The sequence below is a fragment of the Bacillus sp. VA15 genome, assembly GCF_055721145.1.
The window spans coordinates 452,566-464,823 of sequence record NZ_JBVQPQ010000002.1 but is presented as its reverse complement, the minus strand read 5'-3'; the positions used below and the strand labels follow the sequence as shown (position 1 = coordinate 464,823).

At 42.7% G+C, this 12,258-nt stretch carries 10 protein-coding genes; 8 read left to right on the top strand and 2 right to left on the bottom strand.

Annotated elements, in window-relative coordinates; translation table 11 throughout:
• Nucleotides 1–134 precede the first annotated feature (134 nt).
• Nucleotides 135–1,463, top strand: a complete 1,329-nt coding sequence (locus tag AC0DBE_RS07235; protein WP_014113678.1) for a PhoH family protein — start codon at nt 135–137, stop codon at nt 1,461–1,463.
• Nucleotides 1,464–1,465: 2 nt separating this feature from the next.
• Here the strand turns inward: AC0DBE_RS07235 and AC0DBE_RS07230 are convergent, their stop codons facing one another.
• Nucleotides 1,466–1,951 (bottom strand): hypothetical protein, encoded by a 486-nt coding sequence (locus AC0DBE_RS07230; protein WP_014113679.1) that lies wholly within the window; start codon nt 1,949–1,951, stop codon nt 1,466–1,468.
• 102 nt (nt 1,952–2,053) lie between these two features.
• Here AC0DBE_RS07230 and glsA point away from each other — a divergent pair, with 102 nt between their 5' ends.
• The 5 genes from glsA to AC0DBE_RS07205 all read left to right on the top strand — a co-directional run bounded on the left by glsA (nt 2,054) and on the right by AC0DBE_RS07205 (nt 8,488).
• The gene (gene glsA / locus AC0DBE_RS07225; RefSeq protein ID WP_014113680.1) at nt 2,054–2,983 is read left to right on the top strand and encodes a glutaminase A; all 930 of its coding nucleotides are present in this window, start codon (nt 2,054–2,056) and stop codon (nt 2,981–2,983) included.
• Nucleotides 2,984–3,080: 97 nt separating this feature from the next.
• Entirely contained in the window at nt 3,081–3,362 is a 282-nt protein-coding gene (locus tag AC0DBE_RS07220) for an Fpa/YlaN family protein (RefSeq protein WP_003221339.1), read from the top strand.
• A 200-nt stretch (nt 3,363–3,562) separates the two neighbouring features.
• Nucleotides 3,563–4,774, top strand: coding sequence for a cell division protein FtsW (gene ftsW / locus AC0DBE_RS07215; RefSeq protein WP_014113681.1), 1,212 nt, complete (start codon nt 3,563–3,565; stop codon nt 4,772–4,774).
• 74 nt (nt 4,775–4,848) lie between these two features.
• Nucleotides 4,849–8,295 carry a pyruvate carboxylase gene (gene pyc, locus AC0DBE_RS07210; RefSeq protein ID WP_014113682.1) on the top strand — a complete coding sequence of 1,149 codons (3,447 nt, stop codon included), beginning with the start codon at nt 4,849–4,851 and terminating at the stop codon, nt 8,293–8,295.
• Nucleotides 8,296–8,356: 61 nt separating this feature from the next.
• A complete protein-coding gene (locus AC0DBE_RS07205) occupies nt 8,357–8,488 on the top strand; it encodes a deoxyribodipyrimidine photo-lyase (RefSeq protein ID WP_079287708.1) in 132 nt (43 codons plus the stop codon).
• Nucleotides 8,489–8,745: 257 nt separating this feature from the next.
• Here the strand turns inward: AC0DBE_RS07205 and ctaA are convergent, their stop codons facing one another.
• Nucleotides 8,746–9,666: a heme A synthase CtaA gene (gene ctaA / locus AC0DBE_RS07200; protein ID WP_072566227.1), complete on the bottom strand. Its 921-nt coding sequence runs from the start codon at nt 9,664–9,666 to the stop codon at nt 8,746–8,748.
• Between the two features lie 354 nt (nt 9,667–10,020).
• Here ctaA and cyoE point away from each other — a divergent pair, with 354 nt between their 5' ends.
• Together cyoE and coxB are read left to right on the top strand one after the other, a co-directional pair.
• Nucleotides 10,021–10,938 carry a heme o synthase gene (gene cyoE / locus AC0DBE_RS07195; protein ID WP_003221348.1) on the top strand — a complete coding sequence of 306 codons (918 nt, stop codon included), beginning with the start codon at nt 10,021–10,023 and terminating at the stop codon, nt 10,936–10,938.
• Between the two features lie 230 nt (nt 10,939–11,168).
• The gene (gene coxB / locus AC0DBE_RS07190) at nt 11,169–12,239 is read left to right on the top strand and encodes a cytochrome c oxidase subunit II (protein ID WP_472961609.1); all 1,071 of its coding nucleotides are present in this window, start codon (nt 11,169–11,171) and stop codon (nt 12,237–12,239) included.
• Nucleotides 12,240–12,258 lie beyond the last annotated feature (19 nt).

The window sequence follows — 12,258 nt, the reverse complement described above, 5'->3', positions numbered from 1 at the left end:
TGCATTCATTAATTTTATTGTTGAATTAACCTTCTATCTTTATGCACAAAAACATATATTTTAGCAGGCATTCACCTTTTTTCATCGTAAGAGAAGCAGGAAGAACTTTGACCCTTATATCAGGAGGCTGAGACTTGAGTAAAATTTATGTGTTAGATACGAATGTGTTATTACAGGATCCTAACGCGATATTTTCTTTTGAAGAAAATGAGGTTGTCATCCCTGCTGTCGTATTAGAAGAGGTTGATTCAAAGAAACGGTATATGGACGAAGTTGGGAGGAATGCAAGGCACGTATCTAAGCTGATTGATGCGCTAAGACAAAAGGGCAGGCTGCATGAGCATGTTCCGCTCGACACGGGCGGCACACTGAGAATTGAACTGAATCATCGTTCGTTTCACCAGCTGCAAGAGATCTTTATTGAAAAGACGAACGATAATCGCATATTAGCCGTTGCGAAAAACTTAAGCCTCGAGGAAGAAACGAAGGAGAATGGCAGACCGGTTATCCTCGTCAGCAAGGATGTACTTGTCAGAGTGAAAGCGGACGCAATCGGACTGCTTGCCGAAGATTTCTTAAATGACCGGGTCGTGGACAATGATGAAATGTACAGCGGCTATAAGGATTTATATATCAGCCAGCAGCTGTTCAACTCTTTTTATGGTAAAAATCAAATTTCAGTAAATGATATAAAACAGCACGCGTTTTATCCGAATCAATTCGCATTAATGAAGGATGAGCTGGGAGGATCCTCCTCTGCAGTCGGAATTGCAGATAAAACCGGAACGGTATTAAAAAGACTCGTATTTGATGATGAACATATATGGGGAATCAGACCGAAAAATGTTCAGCAGACAATGGCATTAGAGCTTTTGCTGCGTGAAGATATTCCGCTTGTCACCCTGATCGGAAAAGCGGGAACCGGCAAGACGCTTTTAGCATTGGCAGCGGGACTATTACAGACAGAAGACTTAGGAATATACAAAAAGCTGGTCGTGGCGAGACCGATTGTTCCTGTTGGCAAAGACATCGGATACTTGCCGGGCGAAAAAGAGGAAAAGCTAAAGCCTTGGATGCAGCCGATTTTTGACAACTTGGAGTTTCTGTTTAATGCGAAAAAACCGGGGGAGCTTGAGGCCATTCTGGCAGGTATTGGCTCAATTCAGGTAGAGGCGCTGACTTATATCAGGGGGAGAAGCATTCCAGATCAATTTATTATTATTGATGAAGCGCAAAATTTGACCAGGCATGAGGTAAAAACACTGCTGACGAGAGTCGGTGAGGGGAGTAAAATTGTCTTAATGGGCGATCCTGAACAAATTGATCACCCATATTTAGACAGTCTGAACAATGGTTTGGCCTATGTGGTTGAGCGGTTTAAAGGACAACCCATCTCAGGCAGCGTGAAGCTGTTAAAAGGTGAGAGATCAGGCCTCGCCCAGCTTGCAGCTGACTTGCTGTAATACTAAATGATTTCGATTTCTTTTATATCGGTGATGGGCTGTTTGTGATCAACTGGATCTTCAAAGTAAATATGAACGGGGCCACCTTCTTGAATCGGCTTGCCTGCCTCACTGAAATGGACAATACTGTTCAAAGCGGTTTCCAGAGGAACGGCGGCCTTTCCCGAACTTGTGACAAATACGCATTGTGTCGCAGAGCTGGGCGGCTCGGCATTTTTCAGCACAGTCCCAAGTTTCATTGCAAAGCTGCCGTTCATCAGTTTTTGCTTCTCGTATTGTTTTTCCGTCTTTAATGTCGGCGGCGCAATCCGGCCCTCTCTGATGACGCGTTCAGGATCAAGATCGGATTCATCCCCGGCTGATTGTAAATGTGAGTCTTGACTTGCCCCTTTGCGGTCAAACGAAAATTTGCGATCATCAAAAATCCATACGCTTGGATCAATGGTGATCGGATATGTAACATTGCCTTTTACTTGTATAACGCTCATGATATAACCCCCTTCTCTCAAAATTATAAAAGTTTTCGCATGAATTGTCACTTTGTGTACAAATTATGTGTATTGAAATGCTCAGGGAGCGAGGGTGGTTGCATGGTATGCCGGCATAATGACGAGCTTGAAGCCTTAGTGAAAGAGGCGAAAAAGGTGACGGACAAGGGGGAGGTAGCCAGCTATATTCCTGCCTTGGCAAAAGCCGATAAACACGATCTGTCAGTGGCGATTTATTATTCCAATAATATTTGTCTGTCAGCAGGTGATGTAGAAAAAACATTTACACTTCAAAGTATATCGAAAGTCCTCTCACTTGCTTTGGTATTAATGGAACACGGCAAAGATAAGGTCTTCAGCTATGTTGGACAGGAGCCGACCGGTGATCCGTTTAACTCAATTATCAAGCTGGAAACAGTGAATCCGAGTAAGCCGTTAAACCCTATGATCAATGCCGGGGCTTTGGTAGTGACAAGCTTGATTAGAGGGAAAACGGTGAAAGAGAGACTTGATTATTTACTTTCTTTTATCAGAAGACTGACAAACAACCAAGAGATTACTTACTGCCGGGAAGTGGCTCAATCCGAATACAGCACATCAATGATTAATCGAGCAATGTGTTATTATATGAAGCAGTACGGCATTTTTGAGGATGATGTAGAAGCGGTAATGGATTTATACACGAAGCAATGCGCGATAGAGATGAACAGTCTGGATTTGGCGAAAATCGGATCTGTATTTGCGCTGAACGGCAGACAACCTGAGACTGGAGAGCAAATCATCCCAAAAGATGTCGCCAGGATTTGCAAAACATTTATGGTGACGTGCGGAATGTACAATGCAAGCGGGGAATTTGCAATTAAGGTCGGAATTCCTGCAAAAAGCGGCGTATCCGGAGGGATTATGGGCCTTTCACCCTACGATTTCGGGATCGGTATTTTTGGCCCGGCATTGGACGACAAAGGGAACAGCATTGCAGGTGTAAAGCTTTTGGAAATAATGTCTGAGATGTACAGGCTGAGTATTTTTTAATTTATCTCATCTGCTTAAATCCTCTTGCATTTTCTGCTGATACCCTTTATGATAAATAGAAGAATTAGGTACTCGCCTGGGGAACGGAGGGATACTTTTGGCTTCAGAGATGATAGTTGACCATCGGCAAAAAGCTTTTGAACTCTTAAAAGTAGACGCTGAGAAGATTTTGAAGCTGATCCGAGTACAAATGGATAACTTAACGATGCCTCAATGTCCTCTATATGAAGAGGTTTTAGATACTCAAATGTTCGGGCTTTCGAGGGAAATCGATTTTGCTGTCCGCCTGGGATTGGTTGATGAAAAAGACGGTAAAGACCTTTTATACACATTGGAGCGCGAATTGTCTGCTTTGCATGACGCGTTTACAGGTAAATAAATGATAAAACTCAAACTTATTAACAGTTTGGGTTTTTTTATAACCGCTAATTTTCTCTCATTAAAGACGGTCTTTTTTTACACATTCCTTCCGAATCGTATAGAGATTCTTCGTCTCGTTTGATAAATTGTAGTAAAATAAAAAAGATAAATACATAAAAACCATAGATAATGGAAGTTAGAAGTAGGGAAGAGGATGTTATGTTAAAAAAAATGCTCAAATCTTATGATTACTCACTGATATTCGCAATTGTTTTACTATGCGGATTCGGTTTAGTGATGGTATACAGCTCAAGCATGATTACGGCTGTCTCTCGATACGGGGTAAGCAGTAATTTTTTCTTCATGCGGCAGCTGTTTGCTTTAATTGCGGGTGGCGCTCTTTTTATTCTCATGGCTGTGTTTCCTTACAAAGCACTGGCCCATCAAAAGTTTCAGAAGATGATACTGCTTGTTTCTGTTTTTGCGCTTATCTCGCTGTTTGTATTCGGGCATGTCGCCGGAAACGCGCAAAGCTGGTTTAAAATCGGCGGAATGAGTATCCAGCCGGGGGAATTTGTTAAACTGGTCGTGATTTTATATCTTGCAGCCGTATATGCCAAAAAACAAAGCTATATCGACCATCTGTTAACGGGAGTAGCCCCTCCGGTTGTCATGACGCTTGTGATTTGCGGGTTAATTGCCATGCAGCCAGATTTTGGTACAGCCATGATTATCGGCCTAATTGCGACGTGCATGATCTTGTGCTCCGGTTTCAGTGGAAAGACGCTGGTGAAGCTTGTTTTGCTGGGCGGCATTGTTTTAATTTTAGTCAGCCCGATTATTTATTTAAATCAGGACAAAATTTTAACTGAAGGCCGTTTGGCACGTTTTGAGAGTCTTGAAGACCCATTTAAGTATGCAAATTCATCAGGTTTACAAGTGATCAATTCTTATTATGCGATCGGCTCAGGCGGCATTTTCGGTCTGGGGCTCGGTGAAAGTATCCAAAAATACGGATATCTGCCTGAATCACACACTGACTTTATTATGGCTGTCATTGCTGAAGAACTAGGTATTTTTGGGGTATTGTTTGTGATTTTTCTATTGGGCTTTATCGTAATAAAAGGGTTTTATATAGCCAGAAAATGCGAGGACCCGTTTGGGAGTCTTCTAGCGATCGGCATTTCGAGCATGATTGCCATACAATCGTTTATTAACCTTGGCGGAGTCAGCGGATTAATTCCGATTACAGGGGTTACGCTGCCATTTATCAGTTACGGGGGCTCTTCTTTAGTACTGCTGCTAGCGAGTATGGGGATATTAGCGAATATCAGCATGTTTGTGAAATATTCAGAGAATAAGAAAAAGAGAGAGCCCTTGGCGCCGAAGGGAATGAAAAAGAAACAGCTCAAAAAAACTGTTTATCTGTAAAAAACAAGTGTGTACAGGGGAAGGGTATTCCGCTATGATAGATTATATTCCATTCGGGTAAGGGGGAGAAACGTTTGTCACAGCAATCGATACAAAAAGTATTAGTAGCAAACAGGGGAGAAATTGCAATCCGAATATTCCGGGCGTGTACCGAGTTGAATATTCGTACAGTTGCGGTCTATTCAAAAGAAGATTCCGGTTCCTACCATCGGTACAAAGCGGATGAAGCATACCTGGTCGGTGAAGGGAAAAAACCGATTGATGCTTATCTGGATATTGAAGGTATCATAGATATTGCGAAAAGAAACAAAGTCGATGCGATTCATCCGGGATACGGTTTCTTATCTGAAAATATCCATTTCGCGAAACGATGTGAAGAAGAAGGCATCGTGTTCATTGGTCCAAAGTCCGAACATCTAGATATGTTTGGTGACAAGGTAAAAGCGCGTGAGCAGGCAGAAAAAGCTGGAATCCCTGTGATTCCCGGAAGCGACGGCCCTGCAGAAACGCTTGAAGCAGTCGAACAGTTTGGACAAACTAATGGTTATCCGATTATCATTAAAGCTTCACTGGGCGGCGGCGGCCGTGGTATGCGGATTGTCAGATCTGAAAGTGAAGTCAAAGAAGCATATGAGCGTGCAAAATCAGAGGCAAAAGCAGCCTTTGGCAATGATGAAGTGTATGTAGAAAAATTGATTGAAAATCCGAAACATATTGAGGTTCAGGTGATTGGTGACAAGCAGGGCAATGTCGTCCACCTTTTTGAGAGGGACTGTTCTGTTCAAAGACGCCATCAAAAAGTCATTGAAGTGGCGCCGAGTGTCTCCCTGTCACCTGAATTAAGAAACCAAATTTGTGAAGCGGCAGTTGCGCTTGCGAAAAATGTAAACTATATAAACGCTGGTACGGTAGAGTTTCTTGTTGCAAACAACGAATTCTACTTTATTGAAGTAAACCCTCGCGTACAAGTTGAACACACGATTACAGAAATGATTACAGGTGTCGATATCGTTCAAACACAGATCCTTGTTGCCCAAGGGCACAGCCTTCACAGCAAAAAAGTAAATATTCCTGAGCAAAAGGACATTTCTACAATCGGCTATGCCATTCAGTCACGGGTTACGACTGAGGATCCGCAAAATGATTTCATGCCTGATACAGGAAAAATCATGGCTTACCGCTCAGGCGGCGGTTTTGGTGTCCGTCTTGATACCGGAAACAGCTTTCAAGGCGCCGTGATCACGCCATATTATGATTCACTTCTCGTTAAGCTTTCAACTTGGGCTTTAACGTTTGAACAGGCGGCGGCCAAAATGGTCCGAAACCTTCAGGAGTTTAGAATCAGAGGCATTAAAACAAACATTCCGTTCCTTGAGAACGTTGCAAAGCATGAGAAGTTCCTGACAGGGCAATATGATACGTCTTTCATTGATACAACACCTGAATTATTTAATTTCCCTAAACAGAAAGACCGCGGAACAAAAATGCTCACTTACATCGGCAATGTGACAGTGAACGGTTTCCCTGGAATCGGGAAAAAAGAAAAACCGGCGTTTGACAAACCAATAAACGTAAAAGTAGACATAGATCAGCAGCCTGCCAGAGGAACAAAGCAAATTCTCGATGAAAAAGGTGCTGAAGGGCTTGCAAATTGGGTTAAGGAACAGAAATCTGTCCTTTTAACTGATACGACATTCAGAGACGCTCACCAATCATTATTGGCGACGAGATTCAGAGCGCATGATTTGAAAAAAATCGCGAATCCGACGGCTGCGCTATGGCCTGAGCTATTCAGTATGGAAATGTGGGGAGGCGCGACCTTCGATGTAGCCTACCGATTCCTGAAAGAAGATCCGTGGAAGCGATTGGAGGACCTTCGCAAAGAAGTGCCGAATACCTTATTCCAAATGCTACTTCGTTCATCTAACGCGGTCGGCTATACGAATTATCCGGATAATGTGATTAAAGAATTCGTGAAGCAATCTGCTCAATCCGGTATTGATGTGTTCCGTATTTTCGACAGCTTAAACTGGGTAAAAGGGATGACGTTAGCCATTGATGCCGTTCGGGATACCGGCAAAGTGGCAGAAGCTGCGATTTGTTACACGGGAGATATCCTTGACAAGAACCGTACGAAATATGATCTTGCTTATTATACGTCGATGGCGAAGGAGCTTGAGGCTGCCGGAGCCCATATCCTTGGAATTAAAGATATGGCAGGGCTGTTAAAACCGCAGGCTGCATATGAACTCGTTTCTGCTTTGAAAGAGACGATCGACATTCCGGTTCACCTTCATACGCATGATACGAGCGGCAACGGTATTTATATGTACGCAAAAGCTGTTGAAGCCGGCGTTGATATCATAGACGTGGCGGTCAGCTCAATGGCAGGATTAACGTCTCAGCCAAGCGCGAGCGGATTTTATCATGCGATGGAAGGGAACGCCCGCCGTCCGGAAATGAATGTCCAAAACGTTGAAATGCTGTCTCAATATTGGGAGTCAGTTCGTAAATACTATAGCGAATTTGAAAGCGGAATGAAGTCTCCGCATACTGAAATTTATGAGCATGAAATGCCTGGGGGCCAATACAGCAACCTGCAGCAGCAGGCGAAGGGAGTAGGCCTAGGCGACCGCTGGAACGAAGTCAAAGAAATGTACAGACGCGTCAACGATATGTTCGGCGACATCGTGAAGGTCACGCCTTCCTCTAAAGTAGTCGGAGATATGGCGCTCTACATGGTGCAAAACAATCTGACTGAAAAGGACGTTTACGAAAAAGGCGAACAATTAGATTTCCCTGATTCTGTCGTGGAGCTTTTCAAAGGAAACATCGGCCAGCCTCATGGCGGATTCCCGGAAAAACTACAAAAGCTGATCTTAAAAGGACAGGAGCCGATTACGGTCAGACCGGGAGAACTGCTTGAGCCGGTATCCTTTGAAGCGATCAAACAGGAATTTAAAGAGCAGCATAACTTGGAGATTTCAGATCAAGATGCTGTGGCGTATGCCCTTTATCCTAAAGTCTTCTCTGATTATGTGAAAACGGCAGAAAGCTATGGAGACATTTCGGTATTAGATACGCCGACATTCTTCTATGGCATGGTATTAGGTGAAGAAATAGAAGTGGAAATTGAGCGCGGAAAAACACTGATCGTTAAGCTGATTTCAATCGGTGAGCCTCAGCCTGATGCCACTCGCGTCATTTATTTCGAACTGAACGGACAGCCGCGTGAAGTTGTCATCAAAGATGAAAGCATTAAGTCTTCCGTTCAGGAAAGACTGAAAGCGGACCGGACAAACCCAAGCCACATCGCAGCCTCCATGCCTGGAACGGTTATTAAGGTATTGACTGAAGCAGGTACAAAAGTCAATAAAGGTGATCATTTGATGATCAATGAAGCGATGAAAATGGAAACAACGGTTCAGGCGCCTTTCTCAGGAACAATCAAGCAGGTTCATGTGAAAAATGGCGAGCCGATCCAAACGGGAGATCTGCTTCTCGAAATTGAAAAAGCATAAAAAACAAGAGTGTATATCATTTGATATACACTCTTGTTTTTTATGAAAAAAGCGTAGGGAAATGAAAATTGTGTGGTTTAGAAGAGATCTAAGGCTTGAAGACAATACAGCACTGTCACAAGCCATTTCCTATATAAAACAAAAACAGGCTTATCTGCTGCCGGTCTTTCAGATACTTTGTAGTATGATATGAGCCATAAATATTTCTTAAAGGCACTATCTTTGTATGAAGCATGGCAAAAGGGCTCTATCTGCACATTTTTATCATGAAGCAATACTTATGTTTCGCAGGCTGTGCGGTTTTTTAGCATGATGACAAAAAATACGGAGCGCAGCGAGCCGCTCAATGATCATCAAGTCCAGCGGAGAGGCTGGCCATTGAAACGTATGAAGCGGCAAAAAACATGATACAAAAAAGACCAAAGCGCAGAAAGCTTTGGTCTAGAGTTATTATGATTGTCTTGATTCATAACGGAAGCGTGCAATCAATAATAAGAAGTAGCATAGAACACCAAATAGGCAGGCAATAAAGAACGAGTGGGCAAGTGCAAAGCCCAGAGCCAGTTCAGAGTATACGATCATAATACCGGACAGCGCCTGTAATGTAATAAAAATAAGACATGAGATCCATCCCCAAAAGATCTGCTTTTGATCTTTATAGGAAGTAATAGCATGAACAGCGGCCACAATAATCCATACAAACAACAGCAATGCTGCTGCTCTATGGCCCATTTGCACCCATTCATGGAATTGGGTCGGAAGTCCATTGTTCAGCGGGCTGCACAGCGGCACATCAGGACATGCCAGACTTGATTCGGTATGTCTTACATATGCGCCTGTATACACAACGATATAGGAGTATATTAAAATCCCTATCATGTGAAATTGCATTTTTTTGCCGATTTGAAGCGGCTTAACCAGTTTTCTAACTGATTTGTCGGCTTCAAATATGAGCAATGTCAAAATGAGCACTGAAGCAAAAGAAATCAATGAGATGCCAAAGTGAAGCGCCATAATCAGCGCGTTTGAACCGAATACGACAGCCAATGCGCCAAGCAGTGCCTGTAAAAATAAAAAGATAATAGACATGATCGCGAGAAACGTTGTTTCACGGAAAATCGGTGTGATTTTTCTCCATGACCAAAACGCAAGGCTTAACACAAGGATAATAGAGATCCCGCTTGCGAACCTGTGGCTCCATTCAATAATTGAAGCCGGATTCATTTCAGGGAAAAAACGGCCGTGACACAGCGGCCACTGTCTGCCGCAGCCTTGGCCGGAACCTGTTTTTGTAACGAGAGCTCCCCCGATTAAAACAATAAGCATGACAAATGTTGTCAGAACACCGAGAGCTTTTAATGCTTTATTCATACAATATTCACCTTCTCAACATACTGCTGCGATTTTATATACGTTCCAAGTGTAAGCGAATATGTGTTTTGTGGCAATTCTTAGAGCCTTTTGTTCACAAAAATATAATAGAATGACGGCTATCGGAAAATGTACACTTGATTATTCATGCCGGGTCTGATAGAAATAAGGTAAACGCACTGCCAATTTGGCGATTGCCTTCATCTTTGGTAAAATTCATAAAAAGTTCACAAATAAATTCCTGTTTGTCGTTTAATATTTAATAGGATGTTTTTTTACAAGATGTTATCTTGTATGATAGAGTTGCAGGTTTTTTTATTCTCCTGCGTTAGGTTTGTAAGGGAGGTTTACGTTATGGCTAACTCCAGAATCTTAAATGATACAGCTATAGACGGACAAATTGAAGAAACAACGGCGTGGAAAGATTTTCTGTCCCTTATTAAAATAGGGATCGTCAATTCTAATCTCATCACGACTTTTACTGGAATGTGGCTTGCACTGCATATTTCCGGTTTGAGTTTTTTAGGCAATATAAACACCGTTCTTCTTACATTAATCGGGTCTTCTCTGATTATTGCGGGCTCCTGCGCGATCAATAACTGGTATGACCGGGACATTGACCATGTTATGGAGCGTACGAAAGTAAGACCGACGGTTACGGGTAAAATTCAGCCGAATCAGGCGTTATGGTCTGGAATTTTGCTGGTTGCTTTAGGGTTGATCATGCTGTTGATGACAACTGTTATGGCTGCTGTTATTGGTTTTATCGGAGTCTTTACGTATGTTGTATTGTACACAATGTGGACGAAGCGCCGCTATACGATTAACACAGTAGTAGGAAGTGTTTCCGGTGCAGTGCCGCCGCTTATTGGATGGACGGCAGTGGAAGGAAATATCGGTGTCGTAGCGTGGGTATTATTCATGATTTTATTTATTTGGCAGATTCCTCACTTCTTAGCATTGGCTATTAAGAAAACGGAGGATTACAGAGCTGCAAATATTCCGATGCTTCCTGTCGTATACGGATTTGAAGTGACAAAAAGACAAATTATTGTGTGGGTTGCGTGCCTGATGCCGCTTCCGTTTTTCCTTGGAAGCCTGGGCCTTCCGATTGTCATTCTCGGCTTGCTGTTAAATATCGGCTGGCTGATTCTTGGCTTAATGGGCTTCCGCTCCAAGAATATCATGAAGTGGGCAACGCAGATGTTCGTTTATTCGCTTAACTACATGACAATCTATTTCGTTGCCATGGTTGTCTTGACGCTTTTCTAAAAAATAGATATGATGCTTGTTTTATCGCTTCAAAATAAACGATGACAACTAGTAAATGCCGCCTTGACCTCTTGTTTAATCAGGCGGCTTTACTTTTATACATAGATGGCATTTTGAGTAAAAAAACTCATAATTTAAGAGAAGAGGAAATGTAAGTGCTTTATTGGTGATAGGCTGGATTGCGAATCTGCTTTCCGCCTTTGTATTGACCAGAAAAGGGGTTGGGTGAAATGGTAAAGCATTGGCGTCTTATTTTATTATTAGCCTTGGTGCCGCTTCTATTAAGCGGATGTGGAAAACCTTTTTTATCCACGCTCAAGCCTGCTGGCGAGGTGGCTGATAAACAGTATGACCTGACAGTGCTCAGCACATTGATTATGGTGGTTGTTGTTGCAGTAGTATCTGTTATCTTCTTTTATGTAATTGTGAGATTCAGAAGATCACGGGTCGGTGAGAACACGATACCGAAACAGGTAGAGGGGAACAAAATTTTAGAAATCACATGGACCGTGATCCCGATTTTGCTGCTCATTATTCTTGTGATCCCTGTCGTATTATATACGCTTGAGCTTGCAGATACATCACCAATGGATAAGAAAGGCCGAAAAGCCGAGGATGCTCTCGTAGTCAATGTCCGGGCAAATTTATATTGGTGGGAGTTTGAATATCCTGATTACGGCATTATCACAAGCCAGGAGCTGATTGTGCCGACAGACCAGCGTGTATATTTTAATTTAAAAGCTTCAGATGTAAAACATTCCTTCTGGATTCCTTCTGTTGGAGGAAAACTTGATACGAATACGGATAATGAAAATAAGTTTTTCCTGACATTTGATTCAAAACGAAGCAAAGAGGCAGGAGATATGTTTTTTGGGAAGTGTGCAGAGCTTTGTGGCCCTTCACACGCGCTGATGGATTTTAAGGTAAAGACGATGTCTGCAAAAGAATTCCAGGGCTGGACAAAAGAAATGAAAAACTATAAGTCTACAACAGAGAGCGATTTGGCTAAGCAGGGCGAAGAACTGTTTAAAGAGAAGAACTGTCTGAGCTGCCATGCAGTAGAGCCGAATGATAAGCGTGCAGAAGCAGCGAGAACGGCTCCTAATTTGGCGACCTTCGGTGAAAGGGCAAAAGTGGCAGGGGTGAAAGACGCCAACGAAGAAAATGTGAAGGCTTGGCTGAAGGATTCTGAGAGCATAAAACCGGGTAACAAAATGACAGGAACTTATCCGAAGCTCTCAGACAGTGAAACAGATGCGCTTTATGAATACTTAAAAGGCTTAAAAACGGAAAGCAAGTAGGGAAGAAAGGGAGATATTG

What these genes read in the sequence shown, in the direction of transcription:
- ftsW (WP_014113681.1), top strand. Translation starts at nt 3,563, where the DNA reads ATGTTAAAAAAAATGCTCAAATCTTATGATTACTCACTGATATTCGCA.
- AC0DBE_RS07205 (WP_079287708.1), top strand. Translation starts at nt 8,357, where the DNA reads ATGAAAATTGTGTGGTTTAGAAGAGATCTAAGGCTTGAAGACAATACA.
- ctaA (WP_072566227.1), bottom strand. Translation starts at nt 9,666, where the DNA reads ATGAATAAAGCATTAAAAGCTCTCGGTGTTCTGACAACATTTGTCATG.
- AC0DBE_RS07230 (WP_014113679.1), bottom strand. Translation starts at nt 1,951, where the DNA reads ATGAGCGTTATACAAGTAAAAGGCAATGTTACATATCCGATCACCATT.
- cyoE (WP_003221348.1), top strand. Translation starts at nt 10,021, where the DNA reads ATGGCTAACTCCAGAATCTTAAATGATACAGCTATAGACGGACAAATT.
- glsA (WP_014113680.1), top strand. Translation starts at nt 2,054, where the DNA reads ATGGTATGCCGGCATAATGACGAGCTTGAAGCCTTAGTGAAAGAGGCG.
- coxB (WP_472961609.1), top strand. Translation starts at nt 11,169, where the DNA reads ATGGTAAAGCATTGGCGTCTTATTTTATTATTAGCCTTGGTGCCGCTT.